Source organism: Aeromonas sp. 19NY04SH05-1 (assembly GCF_040581895.1).
Taxonomy (GTDB): domain Bacteria; phylum Pseudomonadota; class Gammaproteobacteria; order Enterobacterales; family Aeromonadaceae; genus Aeromonas; species Aeromonas enteropelogenes.
In genome coordinates, this window is sequence record NZ_CP095328.1 from 2,280,790 (window position 1) to 2,305,861 (window position 25,072).

Sequence of the window (25,072 nt, forward strand, 5' to 3'; positions counted from 1 at the left end):
AAAACAGATGATAAACAGCAACGCAAAGGGGCCTCGATGGCCCCTTTCCTTTTGTCATGAGTGATGAAGTACCGGTTACTTCATGAAGAGGCCTGAGCCCCGCCCTTCCATGGCTTCACGCCAACCTCCAAGCCAGTGCCCGCGGGCATCCAGGCATTGATACGGACACGCTTCTTTCTGTTTGCCGACAACGCCAGCCTGATAACCACGAGCACGAGCTCTCTCCAGACGGTCCCGTTTCTGTCTCTTCATCATCTACGACCCTCTTCGTGGAACAAAAAAAGCGACCAATTTTCCATCGGTCGCTTTCATCTTTACCCCAGTGAACAGGGCCGGTCAAACAAAAACTGCCAGACTAACCGGCCTGTGTGACACAAGACACTGAACTGGATTAAGTTTTAATTACAGGGAACTTACTCCTGATTTTTGAGTCCTTCCAGCTCTTCCCAACGGGCAAACGCCTCTTCCAGCGCCACCTCGGCTGCATTCAGAGCATCCAGTTTCGGCTGGGTTTGATCGCTAGGCAGGGAGAAGAATCCGGGCTGGTTAATCTCCCCTTGCAGGGCCTCCAGCTCCGCTTCCAGCTGCTCGAGACGGGCAGGCAAACCATCCAGCTCCAGCTGCAGTTTGTAGGATAGCTTCTTGCTCTTCTTCGGCGTTTCACTCACCGCCACGGGCTCGGGGGCCTTGCTCGGGGCGCTTTTGGCCTGTTGTGCCGCCTGTTGCTGGGCCCGGGTGGCCATCATATCGGCATAGCCTCCGACATAGTCGCTGATGCGGCCATCCCCTTCAAACAGCCAACAGCCGGTGACTGTGTTGTCGATAAAGCGACGGTCGTGACTCACCAGCAGCAGGGTGCCGGGGTAGTCCGCCAGCAGCTCTTCGAGTAACTCCAGGGTCTCCACGTCGAGATCGTTGGTCGGTTCATCGAGGATTAGCAGGTTGCTGGGCTTGAGGAACAGCTTGGCCAGCAGCAGCCGGTTCTTCTCACCACCGGAGAGCGCTTTGACCGGCGTGCGGGCCCGTTTGGGCTCAAACAGGAAGTCCTGCAGGTAACCCAGAATATGGCGAGAGCGGCCGCGCACCATCACCTCCTGCTTACCCTCCCCCACGTTGTCCACCACCGTCTTCTCGGGATCGAGCTGCTCGCGGTACTGATCAAAATAGGCTACTTCCAGGTTGGTGCCTTGGCGTACCGAACCGCGCGTGGCTTCGATCTGGCCGAGCAGCAGCTTGATCAGTGTGGACTTGCCGCAGCCGTTGGGGCCAACCAGGGCAATCTTGTCGCCACGCAGCACCTGCAGATCCAGCCCCTGGAACAGGGTGCGCTCCCCAAAATCGAGACCCAGCCCTTCGGCTTCGAACACCAGCTTGCCGGAACGTCCCGCCTCGTCCAGTTGCAGCTTGGCCTTGCCCTGCAACTCACGGCGCTGGGTCCGCTCCATGCGCATCGCCTTGAGGGCGCGCACGCGGCCTTCGTTGCGGGTCCGGCGCGCCTTGATCCCCTGGCGCACCCACACCTCTTCCTGGGCCAGCTTGCGGTCGAATTCGGCATTTTTCAGCTCTTCGACCCGCAGCCACTCCTCCTTGCCCTGCAGGTACTCGTCGTAGTTGCCGGGCCAGGAGGTGATCACGCCACGATCGAGATCGATGATCCGGGTCGCCAGCTTGTGAATGAACTCACGGTCGTGGGAGATAAAGACGATGGCGCCACGGAAATCTTTCAGAAACTCTTCCAGCCAGTTGATGGCTTCGATGTCCAGGTGGTTGGTCGGCTCGTCCAAGAGCAGCAGATCCGGATCGCAGGCCAGCGCGCGAGCCAGTGCTACCTTGCGCAGCCAACCGCCGGAGAGGCTGTCGAGGGTCACGTCGGGATTGAGCCCAAGCAGGGTCAGCACCTGGTTGATGCGGGTCTCGAACTGCCAGCCATTCTGATAGTCGAGCTGCTCCTGCAGCTGGCTCATCTTGCGGATGTTGGTATCGGAGGGATCGCTCGCCAGCGCCATGGAGACATGGTGATACTGCTTGAGCAGCTCCCCCACCCCGGCCAGCCCTTCGGCGGCATAATCGAAAACGGTCAGTTCGCTGGAGGCGGGCGGATCCTGCTCGAGACGGGTCACTTTCAAGTCTTGCTGCAACACCAGACGGCCGTCATCGAGCGGCAGTTCGCTGGCAATGACCTTCATCAGGGTGGATTTGCCCGCCCCGTTGCGGCCCACCAGACAGAGGCGCTCGCCCCGCTCTATGGTCAGCTCGGCCTTGTCGAGCAATGGAAAATCACTGAACGACAGACAGCCGCCGTGCAATGTCAAAAGAGCCATGTTCGTTCCTTATTTCATATGAAAAAACGGGCGGCAGACTGAGCCTGCCCCCGTTTTATCGTCACATCAAACTCACCCCTGACGCGCGAGCCAGCCCTGCAACTCCACCAGGGTGAAGGGCCAACCCAACTCGCGGCCAGTCTCATCGCGCAGGACCGGAATGCGCACCCGATAGGCATCGAGCCAGGTTGCATCATCCATGATGTCGCACTGGCGGGTCTGGGCGGCGATACCCGCCTGCTCCACCAGCGCCCAGGCCTGTTCGCACAGGTGGCAGCCGTCGGTGTGAAACAGGGTCAGCATCAACCTTGCGCCTCGGCATGAGTGATGATCCAGCAGTTGTGGATATGCTGGTTGCGCTCGAAATCCTTCGGCCGGGTCTTGCCGGTGATGTTCTGGGCCTTGAGACCGATGGCCTCGAGACCGGCCAGATCCATCTTGAAGTGGCGCTTGTTGTTGGAGAAGACCAGGGTGCCACCAGCAGCCAGCAGACGCTTGAGGTGCTGCATCAGCAACAGGTGATCGCGCTGCACGTCGAAGCTCTCGTCCATCCGCTTGGAGTTGGAGAAGGTGGGCGGATCGATAAAGATGAGGTCGTACTGCTCGTCCGCCTCGGAGAGCCACTTCAGGCAGTCCGCCTGCACGAACTTGTGTTCGCGACCCACCAGCGAGTTGAGGCGCATGTTGTCCTGCGCCCAGTTCAGGTAGGTGCGCGACATATCCACCGTGGTGGTTTCGCTGGCGCCGCCCAAGCCCGCATGCACGGTGGCACTGCCGGTGTAGGCAAAGAGGTTCAGGAAGCGCTTTCCTTTGGCCATCTGACCCAGCATGCGGCGGGTCTGACGGTGATCGAGGAACAGACCAGTATCCAGATAGTCGTAGAGGTTGACCCAGAGGCGTGCACCGTACTCCTGCACTTCCATCCGGTGCTGCTCTTCACTGAGTTTCTGGTACTGCTGCTTGCCCTCCTGACGCTCGCGCACCTTCAGGATCACCTTCTCGCCGTCCATGCCGGTCACCTTGATGGCGGCCTGAACCATGTCGAGCAGACGCTGACGGGTCTTCTGGGCGGGGATGTCCTTGGGCGCCGCGTACTCCTGCACCACCAGATAGTCCTGATAGCGGTCGATGGCGGCGTTGTACTCCGGCAGGTCCGCGTCATACAGACGGTAACAGTCGAGGTTCTCTTTCTTCGCCCACTTCTCAAGGGCCTTCAGATTCTTGCGCAGACGGTTGGCAAAGTCCTGCGCCACCTCTTTTTGGGAGGCCACGGAGTCCAGCGCGATCTGGTAGTTGCGCAGCTGACACTCGAGCGCCCCGTTGAACAGACGATACTGCTTGTCGGCGCGCAGGCGCAGACAGCTCAAGAGCTCGGGGGATGCAGAAAGGATCGAGACTTTCCACCCCTGGAAGCTGCGACGCAGGGCATCGCCAAGGGCCTGATGCACTTCCAGCAACGCCGGGAACTCACCAAGACGCTCACCATAGGGCGGGTTGGAGATCAGCATGCCGACCTGACGGGTCTCCCCTTCCGCGGCCATGGGCAACGGATTTTCAAGGGCAGTGACATCAGCCTGTTTGAAGGTAATGAGATGTGCCACACCGGCGCCCTTGGCATTGTCACGAGCTTTGAGCAGCACGCGGGAGTCGGCATCGCAACCAAACAGCTTGGTCTCGCAGCGCTGCATGCCACGCTTGGCTCGCACCTGGGCTTCCATCATCAGGCTCTGCCACAGTTCGCTGTCATGCTGCAGCCAGCGATCGAAACCGAAGCGCTCCCGGCGCAGGGCCGGCGCCATGTCGGCGGCGATAAAGGCCGCTTCAATGAGCAGGGTACCGGAGCCGCACATGGGGTCCATCATGGGCTCGCCGGCCCAACCGCTACGGGCAATCATGGCGGCGGCCAGATTCTCTTTGAGCGGCGCTTCACCAGTCCCCTGACGATAGAAGCGCTGGTGCAGCGCAGGGCCCGACAAGTCCAGCGTGATATTGGCCTTGCCCTTGCCCAGATGCGCCATGATGCGAATGTCGGGGGATTTCTTGTCCACGTCCGGGCGCACATGGCCGCGCTTGGTAAAGCGATCGACGATGGCGTCCTTGATCTTCAGCGCGCCGTACTGGGTATTACGAATGGAAGCATTGGTACCGGTGAAATCCACCGCGATGGTGGCGGTGCCGGAGAAGTGCTCTTCCCAGGGAATGGTGTGGGCACCCAGATAGAGATCCAGATCGTCGTTCATCTGGAATTCGGAGAGCACCAGCACGATGCGGGAGGCAAAACGGCTCCAAAGGCAGGCCTTGTAGCCAATCGCCAGTTCGCCTTTGAAATGGACGCCGGCCACGGTCTCACGGACCTGCTCAGCGCCCAGAGTAGTCAGCTCGTCGGCCAACAGGTTTTCCAGCCCCTTGGGGCAGGTTGCAAAAAATTCTTTCATCACGCTCACGGGAAACCCATAAAAATAGTGCCGCATTATACCTCATAGAGCGGCCTGGAGCATGTAAAAGTCGGGAAAAACAGCAGGATGGCAGACGGGAAAATGGCCATTTGAAAACCGAGAAGACCCCTGTCCACTCGAAATGGGATCAGGGGCCCAAGGTTATGAGGGCATCACTTCATGCGAGCCTTGAAGCGAGGATTGCTTTTGCAAATGACGAACAACTTGCCCCGCCGACGGACCAGCTGGCAATCGGGATGACGCGCTCGCGCAGATTTCAATGAACAAACGACCTGCATGTCAGGACTCCTTCTTGCCGGCGAAAGCGCCAAAGCGCTTGTTGAACCTGGCGACGCTGCCCTCTGCCGAGACCTGCTTCTGCTTGCCGGTGTAGAAAGAGTGGGACTGGCTGGAGACATCGAGCGCGACATAAGGGTACTCCTTGCCATCTTTCCAGACGTAGCGACGGTCGCTCTTGATGGTCGAACCTACCAGAAAGAAGGCATCAGCCGCTGTGTCGTGAAACAGTACCTGACGATATGGGGGATGGATGTGAGGTTTCATTACCGCTCCTTTTGTTACGTTATAACAAATCATAAGTGAGACTTAATCTCATTTCAACAGGAACGCGAAACACATCATCCATTCACCAGGCATGGCGACAACAAACCGAATACAACTAAAAACACTGGTGCTATCACATTAAAAAATCACCGGCTCAGGGTTATTGAACAACAATTATTAAGTCGCAAATCAATACCTTCATCATGAAAGAGCAGATATGCCTATGACCAAAACCGTCCTCGTGGTGGATGACTCAGCAAGCATCAGGGCAACCATCACCATGACACTGGAAAACGCCGGATTTTCTGTGCTTGAGGCCGATGATGGTCACGAGGCGATGACTCGCCTTGAGCAGCAGCGTGTGCACCTCATCATTTCGGATCTCAACATGCCTGGCATGGATGGCATGACTCTGCTCCGACAGGTCAAGGCACAAGAGGCAACTCGCTACCTCCCCTTCATCATGCTGACAACGGAAAACTCGCCGCAAATACGCCAAGAAGGATTCGAGGCTGGCGCCAGGATCTGGTTGACCAAGCCATTTGAACCACTGGCGTTGCTCGATCACATCTACAAGGTGGTGCAACCATGAAAGGGAAGAAGGCATGAGCTTCGAACTTGATATCCTGCACACCCCTCCGCTGGCCACCCTGACTGGTGAACTCACCATCATGACGTTGGAGGATCTGCAAGACGACTTGTTCAGCATGCTCAATTTTACCTCTTCCATACTGGATTTGAGTCAACTGGAGGAACTGGATGGATGCGGTGCCCAGCTCATCGGATTGCTGCAACAGGAGGCCCACCAGCAAGGCAAACAACTGCAGATAAGACTGGCAGAAGAGAGTCTGGCGCTATTGGTCTTGAAACAGCTGGGCTTTCTGCCCTTGCTGAACATTGCGGAGACCGATGATGGACATCAATAAGGCGCGAGCCCTGTTTTTTGAAGAGGCCTATGAGCAGTGCGATAACCTTGAACATGCCCTGCTCGATCGACAAACCTATCCGGATAATGCGGATACCTACAACCTGATGTTTCGCGCCGCCCATACCATAAAGGGATCGGCGGGCATGCTGGGGATGACCATGCTGGTTCGCTTCACCCATGCCATGGAGAACGAGCCTGTAAATCCAATTGTGTAACCGCCCACGAATAAGTAACTTTTTCAAAAGGATACCTTCGTGGGTAAGCAAATGGACCAAGACAAACTCAAAGCACTGGCCGCTGAGCTGGCCAAAGACATCAAGTCTGAAAAAGATCTCGGCACCCTCACCCAACAGCTGATCAAGCTCACCGTCGAGACCGCGCTCAATGCCGAGATGGACGAACATCTGGGCTACGAGAAACACGCCCCACAAGGCCGCGGGACCGGCAACAATCGCAATGGCTATTCCGCCAAACGCCTAAAAGGGCAGCACGGAGAGGTCACTATCCAGGCGCCTCGTGACCGTAACTCGTCCTTCGAACCTCAGTTCGTCCGCAAGGGCCAGTCCCGCCTGACCCAGATGGACGACCAGATCCTCGCCCTCTACGCCAAGGGCTTGAGCACGCGGGATATCGTTGACGCATTCAAAGAGATGTATGACGCCGACATCTCGGCGGGGCTGGTATCGAAGGTGACCGAACGTGTCATCGAGCAGGTCCACGAATGGCAAAACCGGCCGCTGGATCCGCTCTATCCCATCGTTTATCTGGACTGCATTGTGCTGAAGATCCGCGCGAACCAGAGGGTGATCAACAAGTCGCTCTATCTGGCACTGGGCATCAATATGGAGGGGCACAAGGAGCTGCTGGGCCTGTGGCTGGCCGAGACCGAAGGGGCAAAGTTCTGGCTGTCGGTCCTGACCGAGCTGAAGAATCGCGGCTTGGAAGACATCCTGATTGCGTGTGTGGACGGTCTCAAGGGCTTCCCTGATGCGATTGCTGTGGAGTATCCCCAGACCAAGGTGCAACTGTGTATCGTCCACATGGTGCGCAACTCGCTGCGCTATGTCTCCTGGAAGGACTACAAGGCGGTGACGGCGGATCTGAAGCAGATCTACCAGTCTGCGACGGAACGTGAGGCTCAGCAGGCGCTGGCGGCCTTCGGCGAGCGCTGGGATAGCCAGTACCCGCAGATAACGCGCTCCTGGCAGGGCAACTGGGATAATCTGATCACACTGTTCGAGTATCCCCCCGCCATCCGGAAGGTGATCTACACCACCAATGCTATCGAGTCGCTGAACAGCGTGCTGCGCAAGGCGACCAAGCAAAGGAAGCTCTTCCCGACCGACGACTCGGCGCTAAAAGTGGCGTACCTCGCGATACAGCAGGCTTCAAAGAAATGGACCATGCCAATCCAGAATTGGAAGCTTGCCCTGAATCGCTTTATTATCGAGTTCGGTGATCGTCTGAACGGTCACCTGTAATGGAGTGGGCAGTTACACAGAATTATTTACAGGCTCTGGAGAACATGTTGACGCGTTTGCGCAGCGGCGAGCTCAGGCTGGATGAACATCTCATCAACCTGCTACTTGCTTGTAATGACCAGCTGCGCGACCTGCTACAAGGGGCCGAACACAATCCCGAGCTGCCACAGAACGAAACCCAGCAAATCCTGGCACTGCTTTCCCAATTGCAGGGGCATCAGAACCTGCCTACCGAACCACCTACTCTGCCCGCCCCGATTGCGGCGGCAGAGCAAGACTTGCGCAGATGGCATCTCTCCTTGCGCTTCTACCCGGCTCTCTATCAGGATGGGTTCGATCTGCTGGCATTTATCCGCTATCTCGGCAATCTCGGACAAATCGACTTCATTGAGCCAGTCTGGCAGGAATGGCCCCCCTTGCAGCTGCTCGATCCGACCGATTGTTTCCTGGGTTACGAGATTTGCCTGCGCAGTGCCGAGTCCCCCGAACGCATACGCAGCACCTTCGATTTCGTAGCCCATGCCAGCATCATTGCCCTGTTAACACCCCATCAGGATCTGGCGGCATTTGCCAAAGAGGGGGAACGGCTGGCCAAGTGGCGCAATGAGCCACTCGAAAACCAGCTGGCGCGCTGGGAAGCAGCCGATGCCCTGACCCATGAAGAGGTGATTGCCATCTCGGATGGCCTGCCTCTCCAGACACCGCCAATGGCGGTGCAGCCCGGTCCTGATACCTCCCTTGCCCCCACGGCAAGCGACAACCAGCCGCTTGCCGAAGCGCCTGCCGCCACCAAACCGCAACCTCTGCGCGGTGAAGGGCATTACATCCGCATTGAAGCCGCCAAGCTGGATCGTTTGATCAACCGTGTAGGAGAACTGGTGATCGCCACCTCCAGCACGACGCTGGAGGCCAAACAATCAGGTTTGCCCGAGCTGATCGAGTCGGTAGCCACCGTCAACACCCTGGTCGAGGGGATCAGGGATGATGCCCTTGCCCTGCGCATGGTCCCCATCAATGAAATATTCAACCGCTTCCCGCGCCTGGTGCATGAGCTCTCCCAGCAAACCGGCAAGGAACTCGCCCTGCGCATCAACAATGCGGAGACCAATATCGATAAATCCATGGTGGAGAAGCTGACCGATCCACTAATGCATCTGGTGCGCAATGCCGCCGACCATGGCATCGAAGCAGAAGAAAACCGTCTCAGTGCCGGCAAAGCGCCCCGGGGGGTGATCACCCTGAACGCGTTTCACGATGCCGGCGCCGTTGTCGTGGAGGTCAGTGACGATGGTCGCGGCATCGATCGCAACAAGATACTGGCCAAGGCGCAGACTCTGGGCATGCTTCAGGAAGGCAGCGCATTGAGCGAACAGGAGATATTCCAGTTTCTGTTTCAACCCGGTTTTTCGACGGCATCCGGCATCAGCGATATCTCGGGTCGTGGTGTCGGCCTGGACGTGGTCAAACGCAATCTGGAGTCCCTGCGTGGAGAGATCACTATCGAAAGCCAGCCAGGGGCAGGCACCACGTTTCGCCTGAGGCTGCCATTGACGCTGGCCATCATCGACGGTTTTCGTATCGAAGTGGCTCACTCGTCACTGGTGATCCCGCTGGACATGATGGTCGAGTGCATCGAATTGCCATCGGATGCCCTCGCAACCCCGGCACGCCAGCTCAATATCCGCGGACAGTGGGTTCCCTTTATCGTGCTGCGCGAGCTGTTTGGCCTCGTACCGGCAAGCGAGCCCGAATTTGTAGTGATGGTCGACTATGCGGACAACCGCGCCGGTATCGTGGTGGATCGGCTGATCGGGGAAGTACAGGCCGTGATCAAACCGCTGGGCGAGCTGTTCAAGTCTCTGCGTTATGTCAGCGGCTCCACCATTTTGGGTAATGGCCAACCGGCTCTCATTCTGGATGTCCCGCAACTGGTCGGATTGGCCAGACGCAGAGAATACCAGGCCATTCATCAACACAATGACGCCTTGTTAAACATCAGGCATTGAGTATCTACGTTAGGGAGTCAATACCATGGACTGGTTTCACAACTTGCAGGTCAGAACAAAACTGGTGCTGTCCTTTTCCACCCTGATGTTGTTGTTGGTGGGATTGAGCGCCATCAGTTACAACACCACCAACACCATGATGCACCTGATCGACGGCATGTATGCAGACCGGTTGTTGCCCATCAAGGATCTCGCCAACGCCAGAAGATATGCGATTTACCACAACCGCGCGCTCTATCGTTACTTTGGAGAGATTGATACCGAATCAAAAGAAGAGGTATTGGCCAACTTAAACAAATTCGAACAGACAATGCAGGATTCCATGGTTCAGTATCGCAAAAGTGAACTCGACCCGCAGGAAGTCGAACAGCTCTCCCACTTCAATGCAACATGGACGACGTACAAAAGGTATGCGGCCGATGTTCTTCGACTGGCCCAACTTTCCAATACGGATGGACAGGCAGAGCGGGATGCATTGCGATTGATGAGCGATAAAGGTCGTCCCGCATTCGATGACGTTGATGCAATGCTGACCAAACTGGTGGAGATCAATTCAGAGCTTGCCTCCCGTTCACTCGAAGAGAGCCGCAGTGGCTATCATGACAATCTCAAGCTACTCATCGCGATTTCAGGGACGGCACTCCTGGTTTGTCTGGCCTTGGCACTGCTGGTCACTCGCAGTATCTTGCGCCAGCTCGGCGGTGACCCTTCTTACACGGTGCAAATTGTTGCCAGGGTGGCTGAGGGCGATCTCTCAACCCCGGTCAAATTAAGCCCCGATGATACCAGCAGCCTGCTCTACGCCATCAAGAGCATGGCCCATCGCCTCTCCGATACCCTCAGCGAAGTGGGTGCCATGTCACAAGCCATAGGATCAGCCTCAGAACAGGTCTCCGCCACGGCAAACTCCCTTTCCCAGACCTCATCGGAACTTGCTTCCAGCGTGGAGCAAACCAGTGCCTCCGTCGAAGAGATGACAGCAACGGTGAGCCAGAATGCCGACAACGCCAAGGTGACAGAAAACATCTCCACCAAGGCGGCCAGCAGCGCTACCGAAAGCGGCCGGGCGGTAGGCGAAATGGTGCATGCCATGAAAGAGATTGCCTCGCGTATTACGGTGATCAACGACATCGCCAACAAGACCGACTTGCTGGCCATCAATGCCGCCATTGAAGCAGCCCGGGCCGGTGAGCACGGCAAGGGATTTGCTACCGTCGCGGCTGAAGTGCGCAAGCTGGCCGAGCGCTCGCAAAACGCGGCCAAGGAGATCGGGGAATTGGCCAGCCGTTCGGTCGGTGTGGCCGAGCAGGCGGGGATCCTGCTGCGCGAAATGTTGCCCGGTATCGAGCAGACCGCCACCCTGGTGCAGGAGATCGCCTCCGCCTCTCGCGAACAGCGGGCCAACGTCTCCCAGATCAATATCGCCGTCACCCAGATAAGCGATGGCATGCAGGCGTCGGCGGCCTCCGCCGAAGAACTGAGTTCCACTTCGGAGGAGCTCAGTGCAACGGCCCAGCAACTGCAAGAATTGATGCAACAATTTATCTTGCGAAGCGGTTACCGTCAGCCAAGCTATCCCTTGCACGGCACTTACCATGCACCTGGCCGGATGAGCCGCAAAGTGAACCCGCTGGATCTGACGCACTTTCATGAAGAGATGCAAGAGCGCGAACCCGAAGATGGCAAGTTCACCAACTACTAGGAGTCCGTCTATGTGCGCAATGCTTGTCCAGGACGCCGAAGCATCTCATTTTCATTGCGTGACCTTCATGCTCGGGGGGGAACTATACGGCGTCGATATCGGCTGCATTCGCGAGATCATCGAGTTCGAGGGGGTGACTCCGGTGCCCATGATGCCGCGCTTTGTCAGGGGGATCATCAATCTACGGGGGGCCGTGGTGCCGGTCATTGATCTCTCTATCCGATTTGGGCGGGGCCAGACCGAGCTGCAGTCCACCAGCTGCGTGGCCATCTTGTCACTACCCACCAGCAGTGGCGGTACCCAGGAAATCGGTATGCTGCTCGACGCGGTATGCGAAGTACTCGAGATAGCCACAGAGGCCATCGAACCGGCCCCGACCTTTGGCACCCAGATCAGGGGAGACTTCATTCGTGGCGTGGTTACCATCGACCAACGCTTTGCCATCTTGCTCGATATGCCCAAGGCGCTCTCCATCAGCGAACTGAGCGCCATGGCGGAAGCCGCCACCAACCAACTGTTCAATGCAGGAGCGGGAGAGTGCTGATGAGCCCTCCCCCCGGCACTCCGGGCTCAGGTCCTAATCCTACCTTGAGCCAGCAGGAGTTCGAGCTGTTTCGCCGCTTTATTCTGGCGTCCGCCGGTATTGATCTTGCGCCGAGCAAACGGGCGCTGGTGCAATCCAGACTGGCCAAACGCTTGCGAACGCTCCACCTGGGCAGCTACCGCGCCTACTGGGAGCGGATCAATCAACCGCAGGCCCGTCAGGAGCGACAGATCGCCATCAATCTGCTCTCCACCAACGAGACCTATTTTTTTCGTGAAATGCCGCACTTCGGTTGGCTGAAGCACTACGCAGAGCAACGCTTGGCAGAAGATCCCGCCCCGCTGCGCGTCTGGTCTGCCGCCTGTTCTACCGGCGAGGAGGCCTACTCCGCCGCCATGGTGCTGGCAGAACAACTTGGAATCAATGAGCACTGGGACATCCACGCCACCGATATCAACACCCGGGTCATTCCCTTTGCCCAGCGCGCCATCTATACCGTCGAACGGGCCAGGCATGTCCCTCCCCATCTGTGGCTGCGCTATTTTCAGCGTGGCCACGACGAGTACGAAGGCAAGATCCGGGTCAAGCCGGAGCTGGCCAGGAAAGTCTCGTTTTCGAACCTGAACCTGCTCGGATGTCGCGATTTCATCGAGCGGGACTTTGACGTGATTTTTTTGCGAAACGTGCTCATCTATTTCAATGAAGCGACCAAGGTTCATGTTTTGTCACAGTTGTGTGAACTGCTCAAACCGGGTGGTTATCTGCTCATCGGGCATTCGGAGACTATCCGTCAACCGGATCTTCCGCTGGTGCAGGAAGCCACCTCTCGCTATCGCTGCCAATTCACCCGGGATGAATGATGACAATCAAAGTGATGATCGTGGATGACTCTGCGCTGGTGCGCGAAGTGTTGACCCAGATGCTGGGCAAAGCGCCCGATATCGAGGTCATGGGGGCCGCGTTCGATCCCATCTTTGCCATGCGGCAGATGAACAAGATCTGGCCTGACGTCATCATTCTGGATCTCGAAATGCCCAGGATGGATGGCTTGACGTTTCTCAAGAAGATCATGGCCGAGCGGCCGACCCCTGTCATCATCTGCTCGTCGCTGACTGCTGAGGGTGCCAGCATCACTCTGGAGGCCCTCTCTGCCGGAGCCATTGCCATTGTGACCAAGCCCGGAGTAGGAATTAAGGATTTCCTGCAACAGGGGGCCAATGATCTGATCCAGGAGATCCGCTGTGCGGCCCATGCAAAGTTGCGCAATCTCAATCCAGCCGGCAACAAGAGTGGCGGCGCCATCGCGGTTCCTCCGAAAAATACCGCCGATGCCGTGCTCTCTGCCCCTGCGGAACACCCCAGGTTTCGCACCACAGACAAGATCATTGCCATCGGCACCTCGACGGGGGGCACCCAGGCGCTGGAGTATCTGCTGACCCGCTTGCCTGCTTCCTGCCCCGGGATCGCCATCGTGCAGCATATGCCGGCACGATTCACGGCCTCCTTTGCCGAGCGGCTAAACCATCATTCACAGTTGGAGGTCAAAGAAGCCGTGACAGGAGATCGCCTGCTGCCCGGCGTGGCCCTGATAGCGCCAGGGGGCAAGCACCTGTTAATCCAGCGCAGTGGCAACCAGTATCTGGCGGAGGTGAAAGAAGGTCCCCCCGTCTCCCGTCACTGCCCCTCTGTGGATGTCTTGTTTCGCTCGGTCGCCGTGAGCGCGGGCCAGAATGCTACCGGCGTCATCATGACCGGCATGGGTGATGACGGAGCAAGGGGCATGAGAGAGCTGCGCGATGCGGGCGCACGAACCATCGCCCAGGATGAAGCAAGTTGCGTGGTATTTGGTATGCCTAAAGAGGCGATAGCTCATGGTGGGGTGGATCAGGTGATGTCACTCATGCAGATAGCCCAAACCCTCACATTGTCAGATTAACTAGGGGATCAACTATGCCATTAGTGCAATGGAAGGGCCGCTGTGCCCTGGTGGTCGATGACTCTCGCACCCAGCAGTATGAGGTGACCTGCTTGCTTCAGGAGCTGGGCTTTGGCCAGATCCATGTCGCCAGCGACGGTCAGGATGCCCTGAACAAGCTGCGACAGATAGACCATGTGGATCTGCTGCTGACCGACCTCAACATGCCGGGCATGGATGGGGTCGAGCTCATCGGCCATTTGGAAAAAGACACCAACTACCAGATGTTTATCGCCGTGATGAGTGCGGTCGAACGGGATGTACTGGACGTCATTCACTCCATCGCCGATGCCGGCACCCTTGAGGTGATCGGCGTGCTGGCCAAACCACTCAAGAAAAACGACCTGCGCAATATGTTGCGACATTGCGACCCCCAGGTACGACGGGAAAGCAACAAATGGATGCAGCTATCGTTCACCGCAGAGGATGTGCGACAAGCGCTGAACAGTGGTCAACTTGTGCCGTTTTTACAACCCAAGGTCACCATGGTGGACTCGCGGCTGTTTGGTTTCGAGGCGCTGGTACGCTGGCGTCATCCCGAGCATGGCTTACTCCCTCCGATCTGCTTCGTGCATCATCTGGAAGAAGGCCCCCTGGCGCTGGACTTCTTCTATCGCTTTTTACATGACACCTGTGCGGCACTGCGCAATATGACAGTCCTGCCTGATGATCTCAGTTGCTCGGTGAATCTGCCCGTTTCCCTGCTGCTTACCGACAAGCTGGTCGACAACATGGTCGCGATTGCTCAGGAACATCAACTCTCCTGTCAAACACTCATCATCGAGGTTACTGAAACCACCTTCATGTCGAATATTGCCATGTCGCTCGGCACCCTGGCACGTTTGCGGTTGCGCGGTTTTGGCATTGCCATGGACGATTACGGCACCGGTTATTCATCCATGAAGCAGCTCTCTCGCTGCCCCTTCACCGAAATCAAAATAGATAAGGAGTTTGTTCACGATGCTCACACCAGTCCCAAGAAGCTGGCAATATTGACGTCCGCCATCGTGATGAGTCAGAAATTGGGGTTAAAAACCGTCGCAGAAGGGGTGGAAAATCAGGAAGATTGGCAGCAACTGGCCTTGCTTGGGTGCGAATTGGCGCAAGGCTATTACATCAGTCGCCCATTACCCATCGATCAGGTTGAAAACTGGTATCTCGAATGGCAGGAAAAATCCAGCAAGTCATAACATGACACGGCATGAAGAGTATCGCAGCATATCTGCAATAGAGAGATGAAAGATCACGGCTGAACACAGCTAACAGTGCCATTAAATAGCCACCTGGGGCTATTTAATGGCACTGCTTCAACTAACCTGACGGTATTGCTCTGTCATAACGACACGGGGAACCATACGGTTATTCATGACTTTGATCACCCCGAAACGAGGCAATTGCTTGCTGGTGGTCAATATCAAATCATCGGTCAAATTCAGACAGACGCTGGCCTGTTCCCCTGCTTCGATGACCATGAACTCGCCACGTCCGTGAGGGGTACACATCCAGACCAAATCACCATTTATTGGCCAGATGGTTGAATGTTGTTCGTTGAAAAACCAGCTTTGCGGCATCAGTGGTTTATAAAATCGACTGACGGCGATGGCATTGAGTACCAGTTGTACCTGATGAGGAATACTCCACTGCAGTTCGGCAGCTTTATCCATCAGCTGATAATAGAGTGCAGCATCATCGACACAAAAAGGCTGAGTCGTGAATGCATTGGGTACCAATTGCCGCCCCTTATATTCGGTGGCAAATAACATGTTATCAGACAGCTCCAACATCAGACGGTCATTCTGAGCATCGTAGTGCCATTGCCAGCTATCGGTCGGTTGGATAAACATGTGGGAGCCCTTCTTGATATTGCATCTGATGACTTTATTCCATGTAGATAAAATCGGCAACGTCAAATAAAGGGCTCCAGGTTATTTCTTATATATTTTCGACGATTTCTTTAACCAGCCCCGGGCCTTTATAAATAAAACCGCTATAAATTTGCACCAGGCTGGCACCGGCTGCCAGCTTTTCACGGGCGGCCATGGCACTGTCCACCCCCCCTACCCCAATGATGGGCAGGGCGCCATCGAGAGCCTTTGCCAAGTGGCGGATCACCTCAGTGCTCTTGTGCTGCAATGGGCGACCGCTGAGACCACCTGCTTCACCAGCATGGGGCATGTCATAGATCATTCCCCGCTCCAGGGTGGTATTGGTCGCGATAACGCCATCGATGCCATTGCGAACCAGAGAAGCAGCAACCTGATCTATTTCATCAAGACTCAAATCTGGGGCAATTTTTACAGCCAGCGGCACATACTTCTTATATTTGGCCGCCAGCTCTTGCTGGCGAGCCTTGAGAGCAGCCAGCAATTCATCGAGCGCCTCGCCATATTGCAATTGGCGCAACCCCGGGGTATTGGGCGAGGAGATATTGACGGCAATATAACCGGCATGGTCATAAACCTTGTCCATACAGAACAGGTAATCATCCTTGCCCTGCTCAATGGGGGTATCTTTGTTCTTGCCGATATTAATGCCGATCACCCCCTGATATTTCGCCTCTTTGACTCTGGCGACCAGATGGTCAACACCCTTGTTGTTGAAACCCATGCGGTTGATGATCCCCTCTGCCGGAATAACCCGGAACAGGCGGGGTTTGTCGTTGCCGCTCTGGGGTTTGGGGGTAACAGTGCCTACCTCGATAAAGCCAAAGCCCATGGCTCCCAACGCATCAATGCACTCCCCATCTTTATCAAGACCTGCTGCCAATCCCACCGGATTGGCAAAAGAAAGCCCCATGACGGAGACGGGGCGTTTCGGCAAATTCTGACGGAAGAAACAATCGAGTGGCGTACCGAGAAGGCGGGGCAAATATTTCATGGAGAGATCGTGTGCCTGTTCCGGATTGAGCTTGAACAGGAAATGCCTGGCGATGGGGTACAACATCTTTGCTCCTTAAAAAAAGCCCCGGCAACTGGCCGGGGCTTTGGGTGTTATGCCGGTGTTATGCCTTATCTGGCAATTACAGTGCTCGGCAATTCAACTGGAGCAGGTTCAACTCGCGCAAGGCCACCGAGAACTTGGCGAACTCGTGGGTGCTGGTGGTCTTGAAGTCGGCCAACATATGGGTCCAACGGGACAAGAGTTGCTCATGCTCCGAAATCCAGTCGGCCAGTATGGTAGCGCATTCTCCCTGATCTTTGCACCCTTCCAGTACCACGGAAGTGAGGCTGCGTTGCTGCCAGTCCAGATCTTCGCGGAACGAGGCCCGCGCCATCGCCTGCCAGTGGTTGCCCACCGGCTGATGGTTGATCTGATCGAGGAACCAGTGCAGATCCAGCTTAGCACCGAGACGGTAGTAGACATTGGCGACGCGCAGGATGTCGGTCTTGTGCTCCGCGGCAATCTGCGCCAGATCCAGGCTGGAGAAGAGACTGCTCATATGAGCGACCTGACGGGCAATGTGCTCGGGCACCTGGCGCTCCATCCACTTGGCCACCACCTGACGGTGCTCGGTCACTTCGCTCTCGTCCATCACCTCGTAGAGGTGCTCGGTCAGGGTCTCGAAGGCCGGACGGAAGAAGGCGATATTCTCGCTGATGCTCCAGCTGCGGTTACGGGCGCGCAGGAACCAGCGGGTGGCACGGCGCACGATGCGGCGGCTGTAGAACATCAGCTCGAGCTGGGTCTCGGCCCCCACCTGGTTGTCACAGGCTTCGATATCGCGCCACAGGGCGCTGAGACCGAATACCTCGCGGGCCATGGCAAAGCAACAGGCCACTTCGGCCAAAGAGGCGCCGGTCTCGTCCTTCATCCGGCTGGCGAAGTTGAGGCCCATGTCGTTGACCAGCATGTTGGCCACCCGGGTCGCGATGATCTCGCCGCGCAGCGGGTGCTGGGCAAGGGCCGCGCCGAACTGCTGTTGCAACTGGGCCGGGAAGCTGGTCACCAGCATGTTGGCGAGGAAGGGCTCGTCGGTCACCTCGGGGCAATTGAGCTGCTCTTTGAGCACCATCTTGCCGTAGGCTACCAACACCGCCAGTTCGGGTCGGGTCAGCCCCTGCCCGGCCGCCATTCGCTCGGAGAGCTCCTCATCGGAGGGCAGGAATTCCAACGCACGATCCAGCTTGCCTTCACGCTCCAGCCCCTGGATGAAACGCTGCTGCTCTTTGAGCTGCTCGGCACCGCGGAAGCTGGTGACCGAGATGGACTGGGACTGGCGATAGGCGTTGGTGATAACGATTTGCGCCACGTCGTCGGTCATCTCATAGAGCATCTGATTGCGCTGTTTGAGAGTCATATCCCCTGCCGCGACAAGCTGGTTCAGCAGGATCTTGATGTTGACTTCGTTATCAGAGCAATCCACGCCGCCCACGTTGTCGGTGAAGTCGGTGTTGATGCGTCCGCCCTGGCTGGCGTACTCCACCCGGCCAAGCTGGGTAAAGCCCAGGTTGCCGCCCTCACCCACGATGCGGGCACGTAAGGAGCGACCATTGACCCGCAGCACGTCGTTGCTGCGATCACCCACTTCGGCATCGCTCTCGCGGGCGCTCTTCACATAGGTACCGATGCCGCCGTTCCAGAGCAAGTCCACATTCAGGCAGAGCAGCGCCTTGATCAGCTCGTTCGGGGCCATGCTGGCCTTGTCGGTACCGAGCAAAGTCTGGATCTCGGGGCTCAGCTTGATGGACTTGGCCGAGCGCAGGAAGATGCCACCCCCTGCCGAGATAAGTTCGCGGTTGTAGTCATCCCAGCTCGAACCTGGCAGCTCGAACAGGCGCTTACGCTCAACAAAGCTACTGGCCGCATCCGGCGTCGGGTCGATGAAGATGTGCATGTGGTTGAAGGCGCCCACCAGCTGGGTGTGTTCAGAGAGCAACATGCCGTTGCCGAACACGTCCCCCGCCATGTCGCCGATCCCGACACAGGTGAAGTCGGTGGTCTGGCAGTTGACGCCGATTTCGCGAAAATGCCGCTTGACCGACTCCCAGGCACCACGGGCTGTGATGCCCATCTTCTTGTGGTCATAGCCGACCGAGCCGCCGGAGGCAAACGCATCGCCCAGCCAGTGACCGTACTCCAGGCTTATTTCGTTGGCGATGTCGGAGAAGGTGGCGGTGCCCTTGTCGGCGGCGACGACCAGGTAGTAGTCATCCTCGTCGTGACGTACCACGTCTTTTGGCGGGATCACCTCACCACCGATGATGTTGTCGGTGACATCCAGCAGACCGCGAATAAACAGGCGATAGCAGGCCTTGCCCTCTTCCTGGATAACGGCGCGAGGGGCACCAGCCGGCATCTGCTTGCAGTAGAAACCGCCCTTGGCGCCGACCGGCACGATAACGGTGTTCTTCACCTGCTGGGCCTTCACCAGACCCAGTACCTCGGTGCGGAAGTCTTCCTTGCGATCGGACCAGCGCAAGCCACCACGGGCCACCTTGCCCCAGCGCAAGTGAACCCCTTCCACCCGTGGCGAGTAGACGAAGATCTCGAACTTGGGCAGCGGCAGCGGCATGTCGGTAATGCTGGAAGGGGCCAGCTTGAAGGAGATGTAGGGCTTGATGTTGCCCGCCTTGTCCTTCTGGTAATAGTTGGTGCGCAGGGTCGCCTCGATCATCTCCATGAAGCGGCGGATGATGCGATCGTCATCCAGGTTGGCGACCTGATCCAGCTTGGCGGCGAGCTGCTCGTGGATCTTCGCCTGCACCTTGGCATCCTGGGTGATGGCAGGATTGAGGCGCTGCTCGAACAGGGTGAACAGCAACTGGGCGATGTCGGGGTAGCGGGTCAGCGTCTCCTCGATATAGGACTGGCTGAAGGAGACCCCGGTCTGGCGCATGTACTTGGCATAGGCACGCAGCACAGAGACCTGGCGGCCGGTGAGGCCTGCGCCCAGCACCAGACGGTTGAAGCCGTCATCTTCCAGGCTCTTGTTCCAGATGGCGGCAAACGCTTCCTGGAAGCGCTGCTGGCTCTGCTCCAGATCGAACGGCTGCTCGCCGTGCAGCAGCATGGAGAAGTCGAGGATCCAGAACACCTCGTCGGCCGGAGTACGGACCTGATACGGGGTCTCGCCGATAACCCGCAACCCCATGTTTTCCAGCATGGGCAAGACATCGGAGAGATGGATGGGCTCGGCGCGATGGAACAGCTTGAGGCGCACCCGGCGATCGTTCTGCTCTTCCTGGGCGCGGTAGAACAGCATGCCCAGCGGCTCGGCTTCGCTCAGGTTGTCCAGCGCCATGATGTCGGCGACGGCAGAACCCGGCAGCACGTCTTCCTTGTAGGCACGGGGGAAGGCGGCGCTGAAACGGCGACGCAGTTCGTTGCCACGGGCTTCGCCATAGTGGGAGAGCAGCACGGAGTCGAGTCTGTCATCCCAGCTGCGGGCAGCTTCAATCAGGTTGTTCTGTACTTCGTTCACATCCACATCCACGTTGTTGTTGTTGACCCGCACTATGTAGTGGGTCCGCGCCAGCACCCCTTCGGTGAAGTAGACGTTGAACTCCACCTCTTCGTTGCTGCCGAAATATTTCTGCAGGATCTGCTGGGTCTTGACCCGCAGTGCCGTGTTGTAGCGCTCCTTGGTGACATAGACCATGCAGGAGAAGAAACGGCCGTAGACGTCGCGACGCACGAACAGACGCAGCATGTCACGCTCCTGCATCTCCAGCACGCCGAGACCGGTGGCCAGCAACTCCTCTTCACGGGCCTGGATCAACTCGTCACGCGGATAGGTTTCCAGCACGTTCAGCAGCGCCTTGTAGGCATGGGAGCCCTTCTCGAACCCGGAGGCGGCCATGATCCGCTCAAGCCGATGGCTGATGAGGGGGATCTGGGTCGCACTGGTGTTGTAAATGGAAGAGGCGTAGAGGCCGATGAAGCGGTCTTCGCCGATCACCTTGCCATGCTCGTCAAAGCGCTTGATGCCGATGTAATCCACATAGGCCGGACGATGAACCCGGGATTTGCTGTTGGACTTGGTGAGGATCAGCAGATCGGAACTCAATGCCTCGTGACGGGCGCTGGCCGGCATAGTGCCGAGGCGCTGCCCCTCTTCCTTGATGGAGTTCTTCATCAGCCCGAGGCTCGAGCTGGCTTGCGGCAGGATCTCGTGATCCCCCTCCACCGCCTTGACGTCATAGCGGCGGTAGCCCATCAGGGTGAAGTTGTGGGCGGCAACCCATTTCAGGAAGGCGACGCAAGAGTCCACCTCTGCCTTGCTGACCGGGAGCTTGCGCTTGGGCAACTCATCGATGATCTCGTTGAGTTTGGCCAGCATGGGCTGCCAGTCCCCTACCGCCAGCGCCACTTCACCGGCAACCGAGTCGAGCTCGGCGGCCAGGGCCTCCATCTGTGCCTCGCTGGTCAGATGGTCAATCTCGATGAGGAAGGCGGTCTCAACGGAAGTCTGTTCGGCCGTGTTGTCGAGGTCCAGAATGGCGCTGATCTTGCCCTCGCCGTCACGAATAAGGTGCAGCGGCTGGTGCAGCATCATGTGGGCGGTGATATTGAGGCGCTTGAGGGCCATGCGGATGGAGTCCACCAGGAAAGGGGCATCCTGCAGGATGATCTCGACGATGGTATGGGGAGATTGCCAACCGTGGCGGGTCAGCTCCGGGTTGTAGACCCGGATGCAGGGCGCGGTACCGACGCGCTGGTTGAGCGCATTCCACAGACTCAGCGCCGCCCCGTAGAGATCGCTGTCGTTGCGATCATGCAGGTCGCTGCTGGCCATGTTGCCGTAAAACTTGGCAACGAAGCGCTCGACCAGGGAGGCACTGTTTTTGGGCAATTTTTGGTTGATCAGGCTGAGAACGTTTTCGAGCAGAACTGAGGTAGGGGCGTCTTTCAATGCCATTTTTATATTCCTTATCGGACGACATTAACCACCGACGCAGAGGCAATCACCCTGATTGCCCGCTGGTACAGAGTTGTTGCGAAGTGTAATGGCTTGAATAAGGGAAGGCGAGCGATAGTGCTAATAAGTTGTTAAAAACAGGGGGCAGATCACGACTTAAACTGTGAGAAATTTTGCCAATGATAAAAAAAACAGAAATTCTCACTGCCTTTGCGGAAAATTACCGGATAGTTAGTGATAAAAGCGAGATAACTAGTCGGTAATCTGTTCCAAAAATGTTAATTTATGCGTTCCAGGCTGATGAAGCGATAATCGTCCTGGGTTTTCAGGCGAAAATAGCCGTACACCCCGCTGTGGGCGACAAAGGGGCGGATTTTTTCCAACCCTATCTCTATGGTGAGCCCTTGCTCGGTTCCCACCACCAGGCGCCTGACGTGGCCCTGGTACATCAGCATGATCTCGTCGTGGCTCAGAGATAATCGAAAGGTAAACTGCTTCACGTCGGCTCCTTCAAAAAGGGCGAGGGTTCAACCGAACCGCTCGCCTTGTCTTTATCTTCACGAGCATAACGCAGGCAAGAGTGGGCAGAAGAGACCCATCCCCAGCCCTGTTCCCTTACTGCAGCAGCGCCTTGCTCACCTTCTCGAACAGATCCCGCGCCAATCCTTCGAGGCTGGCCAGTCGGGTCAGCTCGGCGCGGATCAGCCCCTTGCGCTCTTCATCGAGCCGTTTGAACTGGATAAGGGGAGTGATGAGGCGTGACGCCACCTGGGGATTGACCTCGTTGAGCTCGATCAGCAGATCGGTCAGGAAGCGGTAGCCGCTGCCATCGCGGGCATGGAACTGCACCTGGTTGTTCATGGCAAAGCTGCCGATCAGCGCCCGCAGCCGGTTCGGGTTGCGAATGCTGAAGGTGGGGTGTGCCATCGCCAGCTTCACATCGGCCAGCACATCGGCGGCCGGCTTGGCACCCACCAGGCGCAGCCAGTTGTCCAGCACCAGACCATCGTGCGCCCACTTGCCCTCGAAATCGGCCAGGAGCTCGGCGCGGCACGGCAACAGATGGCTGTTGGCCACCTGCAGCGCCGCCAGGGTGTCGGTCATGTTGTCGGCGGCCGCATATTGTTGGCGCACCAGTAGATCGGCGCTGTCTGCGTCGAGGGCCGCCAGATAACCGAGTACCACGCCCTTGAGAGCGCGCTTGGCCATGTCGGCATGCACTACCCGATAGGTCGGCAGCTTCAGACTGTCGTACTGGGCGGCCAGCCGCGCCCCGAAGGCCTGCGCCAGCCGCTGCTGGATCTCGTTGCGCACCCGATGGATGGCATCGACATCAGCCACCTCGAACAGTTCGGCCAGGGTCGCCTCCCCCGGCAGCGCCAGGATCTCGGCCTTGAGGGCCGGATCCAGGTCGCTGTCGTCCAAAATAGCGACAAAGGCATCCAGCAAGGTGGCCGATACCGCCACATCCTGCCCTTGTTGTACCCGGGTAACCCCGTCCATCACCGCCTTGTTGATCAGCATTTGGGCGGCATCCCAGCGGGCAAATTCGTTGCGGGCAAAGCGCATCAGGAAAGCCAGCGCCTCGTCGCTGTAGTCATAGTGCAACTTGACCGGGGCTGAGAAGTCCCGCAGCAGGGAGGGAACCGGTTTGGTTGGCACTCGCTCAAAGGTGAAGGTCTGCTCAGACTCCAGCACATCGAGTACGTTGCCTATCGCCTTACCCTGGTATTGCAGCGGGATGACGGCCCCCTGCTCATCATAAAGCTCTATATCGAGGGGAATGTGTAGCGCCAGTTTCTGTGGCTGATCCTGGGTCGGTGGCGTGTGCTGGCGCACGTGCAGGCGATAGATGCCGCTGGCGGCGTCGTATTCGTCGGTTACAGTCAGCTCGGGGGTACCGGACTGGCTGTACCAGCGACGGAAGCGGCCAAGATCCACCCCGGAGGCATCTTCCATCGCCTGTACGAAGTCATCGCAGGTAACAGCCTGACCGTCAAAGCGCTCGAAATAGAGGCGCATGCCGGCCTGGAAATGTTCTTCACCAAGCAGGGTGTGCATCATGCGGATCACTTCAGAACCCTTCTCATAGACGGTCAGGGTGTAGAAGTTGTTCATCTCGATCACCACATCCGGGCGGATGGGGTGCGCCATGGGACCGGCGTCTTCGGCAAACTGCGGGCCGCGCACAGTGCGCACATTGTTGATGCGGTTTACTCCGCGCGAGCCGAGATCGGAGGAAAACTCCTGGTCCCGAAACACCGTCAGCCCCTCTTTCAGGCTTAACTGGAACCAGTCGCGACAGGTGACCCGGTTGCCGGTCCAGTTGTGGAAATATTCGTGACCGATCACCCGTTCGATACCGTGGTAGTCGCTGTCGGTGGCGGTAGCCGGGTTGGCCAGCACGAACTTGGAGTTGAAGATGTTGAGCCCCTTGTTCTCCATGGCGCCCATGTTGAAGAAGTCCACCGCGACGATCATGTAGATATCGAGGTCGTATTCCAGACCGAAACGCTGTTCGTCCCAACGCATGGAGTTGATGAGGCTCTCCATGGCGAAACCTGCCCGATCCAGGTTGCCCTTGTCGACGAAGATCTCGAGGGCCACCTTGCGGCCACTTCGGGCTACGTAACTGCTTCGCTCCACGTCAAAATCCCCGGCGACCAGAGCAAACAGATAGCTGGGTTTGGGGAAGGGATCCTGCCACTGCACGAAGTGGCGACCACCGTCCAGATTGCCGCTGTCGACCTTGTTGCCGTTGGAGAGCAGGAAGGGATACTTGGCCTTGTCTGCGGTAATACGGGTGCTGTAGCGAGCCAGGATATCGGGCCGGTCGAGATAATAGGTGATGCGACGAAACCCTTCGGCTTCGCACTGGGTGCAATAGGCATCACCGGACTTGTAGAGCCCTTCCAGCGCGCTGTTGGCGGCGGGATCCAGCAGAGTGACTATGGTCAGCACGCACTCGGTGGGCAAGTTGAACAGGGTCAGGCTGCTCTCCCCCAGCTCATAATGCTCGCACGGCACACCGTCGATGGCGATGCTCTTGAGCTTCAGCTGTTCGCCATCGAGCACCAAAGGTTCGTTGTGATCGCCGTTGCGTCGAATGCGGGTAATGGCGGTGACCTGGGTGAGGGGTTCCTGCAGCTGGAAATCCAGATCGATGGTATCAATCCAGTAGAGAGGGGCCTGGTAGTCCTGACGATATTTGGCCGTCATGGCCTGGGAGTGATTTGTCATTATTGTCTGCTTCCACGC

21 protein-coding genes are annotated in these 25,072 nt (G+C 57.5%); 10 read left to right on the forward strand and 11 right to left on the reverse strand.

The window, feature by feature from the left end; all coding sequences use genetic code 11:
* Positions 1-75: 75 nt before the first annotated feature.
* The 6 genes from rmf to MRK42_RS10515 all read right to left on the reverse strand — a co-directional run bounded on the left by rmf (position 76) and on the right by MRK42_RS10515 (position 5,320).
* Positions 76-252: a ribosome modulation factor gene (gene rmf, locus MRK42_RS10490; RefSeq protein ID WP_082032589.1), complete on the reverse strand. Its 177-nt coding sequence runs from the start codon at positions 250-252 to the stop codon at positions 76-78.
* A 161-nt stretch (positions 253-413) separates the two neighbouring features.
* Positions 414-2,321, reverse strand: coding sequence for an ABC transporter ATP-binding protein (locus MRK42_RS10495; RefSeq protein ID WP_338612373.1), 1,908 nt, complete (start codon positions 2,319-2,321; stop codon positions 414-416).
* 72 nt (positions 2,322-2,393) lie between these two features.
* Positions 2,394-2,624: a glutaredoxin family protein gene (locus MRK42_RS10500; protein ID WP_223377685.1), complete on the reverse strand. Its 231-nt coding sequence runs from the start codon at positions 2,622-2,624 to the stop codon at positions 2,394-2,396.
* On the reverse strand, positions 2,624-4,792 hold the full coding sequence (rlmKL, locus tag MRK42_RS10505) for a bifunctional 23S rRNA (guanine(2069)-N(7))-methyltransferase RlmK/23S rRNA (guanine(2445)-N(2))-methyltransferase RlmL (RefSeq protein ID WP_338612374.1): 2,169 nt from the start codon (positions 4,790-4,792) through the stop codon (positions 2,624-2,626). The genes MRK42_RS10500 and rlmKL overlap by 1 nt, the downstream gene beginning before the upstream one ends.
* Before the next feature lie 137 nt (positions 4,793-4,929).
* Positions 4,930-5,055, reverse strand: a complete 126-nt coding sequence (ykgO, locus tag MRK42_RS10510) for a type B 50S ribosomal protein L36 (protein ID WP_005336596.1) — start codon at positions 5,053-5,055, stop codon at positions 4,930-4,932.
* A 1-nt stretch (position 5,056) separates the two neighbouring features.
* A complete protein-coding gene (locus MRK42_RS10515) occupies positions 5,057-5,320 on the reverse strand; it encodes a type B 50S ribosomal protein L31 (RefSeq protein WP_026457458.1) in 264 nt (87 codons plus the stop codon).
* A gap of 223 nt (positions 5,321-5,543) precedes the next feature.
* Between MRK42_RS10515 and MRK42_RS10520 the strand changes: the two genes are divergently transcribed.
* The 10 genes from MRK42_RS10520 to MRK42_RS10565 all read left to right on the forward strand — a co-directional run bounded on the left by MRK42_RS10520 (position 5,544) and on the right by MRK42_RS10565 (position 15,146).
* Complete coding sequence (locus MRK42_RS10520; protein WP_042026474.1) at positions 5,544-5,912, forward strand: response regulator; 369 nt, start codon at positions 5,544-5,546, stop codon at positions 5,910-5,912.
* Between the two features lie 13 nt (positions 5,913-5,925).
* Positions 5,926-6,246: an STAS domain-containing protein gene (locus MRK42_RS10525; RefSeq protein ID WP_042069371.1), complete on the forward strand. Its 321-nt coding sequence runs from the start codon at positions 5,926-5,928 to the stop codon at positions 6,244-6,246.
* Entirely contained in the window at positions 6,230-6,463 is a 234-nt protein-coding gene (locus MRK42_RS10530) for an Hpt domain-containing protein (RefSeq protein WP_354689031.1), read from the forward strand. Before MRK42_RS10525 ends, MRK42_RS10530 begins: the two co-directional genes overlap by 17 nt.
* Before the next feature lie 51 nt (positions 6,464-6,514).
* Complete coding sequence (locus tag MRK42_RS10535; RefSeq protein ID WP_042657696.1) at positions 6,515-7,729, forward strand: IS256 family transposase; 1,215 nt, start codon at positions 6,515-6,517, stop codon at positions 7,727-7,729.
* A 44-nt stretch (positions 7,730-7,773) separates the two neighbouring features.
* Positions 7,774-9,735 (forward strand): chemotaxis protein CheA, encoded by a 1,962-nt coding sequence (locus MRK42_RS10540; RefSeq protein WP_354689032.1) that lies wholly within the window; start codon positions 7,774-7,776, stop codon positions 9,733-9,735.
* Between the two features lie 25 nt (positions 9,736-9,760).
* A complete protein-coding gene (locus MRK42_RS10545; protein WP_338612378.1) occupies positions 9,761-11,437 on the forward strand; it encodes an MCP four helix bundle domain-containing protein in 1,677 nt (558 codons plus the stop codon).
* 10 nt (positions 11,438-11,447) lie between these two features.
* Positions 11,448-11,981, forward strand: a complete 534-nt coding sequence (locus tag MRK42_RS10550) for a chemotaxis protein CheW (protein ID WP_338612379.1) — start codon at positions 11,448-11,450, stop codon at positions 11,979-11,981.
* Entirely contained in the window at positions 11,981-12,841 is an 861-nt protein-coding gene (locus MRK42_RS10555) for a protein-glutamate O-methyltransferase CheR (protein WP_338612380.1), read from the forward strand. The genes MRK42_RS10550 and MRK42_RS10555 overlap by 1 nt, the downstream gene beginning before the upstream one ends.
* Positions 12,838-13,917 (forward strand): chemotaxis response regulator protein-glutamate methylesterase, encoded by a 1,080-nt coding sequence (locus MRK42_RS10560; protein ID WP_338612381.1) that lies wholly within the window; start codon positions 12,838-12,840, stop codon positions 13,915-13,917. Before MRK42_RS10555 ends, MRK42_RS10560 begins: the two co-directional genes overlap by 4 nt.
* A gap of 83 nt (positions 13,918-14,000) precedes the next feature.
* Positions 14,001-15,146: an EAL domain-containing response regulator gene (locus tag MRK42_RS10565; protein ID WP_231555600.1), complete on the forward strand. Its 1,146-nt coding sequence runs from the start codon at positions 14,001-14,003 to the stop codon at positions 15,144-15,146.
* Between the two features lie 117 nt (positions 15,147-15,263).
* On the opposite strand, the gene MRK42_RS10570 is transcribed toward MRK42_RS10565, so the two are convergent.
* From MRK42_RS10570 to pepN, 5 genes are all read right to left on the reverse strand, one after another.
* Positions 15,264-15,800: a cell division protein ZapC gene (locus MRK42_RS10570; RefSeq protein WP_042069362.1), complete on the reverse strand. Its 537-nt coding sequence runs from the start codon at positions 15,798-15,800 to the stop codon at positions 15,264-15,266.
* An 88-nt stretch (positions 15,801-15,888) separates the two neighbouring features.
* Positions 15,889-16,899 (reverse strand): quinone-dependent dihydroorotate dehydrogenase, encoded by a 1,011-nt coding sequence (gene pyrD / locus MRK42_RS10575; RefSeq protein WP_201977684.1) that lies wholly within the window; start codon positions 16,897-16,899, stop codon positions 15,889-15,891.
* A gap of 76 nt (positions 16,900-16,975) precedes the next feature.
* Positions 16,976-21,814: an NAD-glutamate dehydrogenase gene (locus MRK42_RS10580; protein ID WP_338612382.1), complete on the reverse strand. Its 4,839-nt coding sequence runs from the start codon at positions 21,812-21,814 to the stop codon at positions 16,976-16,978.
* Between the two features lie 278 nt (positions 21,815-22,092).
* On the reverse strand, positions 22,093-22,314 hold the full coding sequence (locus tag MRK42_RS10585) for a DUF2835 family protein (protein WP_042026198.1): 222 nt from the start codon (positions 22,312-22,314) through the stop codon (positions 22,093-22,095).
* 115 nt (positions 22,315-22,429) lie between these two features.
* On the reverse strand, positions 22,430-25,054 hold the full coding sequence (gene pepN, locus MRK42_RS10590; RefSeq protein WP_338612384.1) for an aminopeptidase N: 2,625 nt from the start codon (positions 25,052-25,054) through the stop codon (positions 22,430-22,432).
* Positions 25,055-25,072 lie beyond the last annotated feature (18 nt).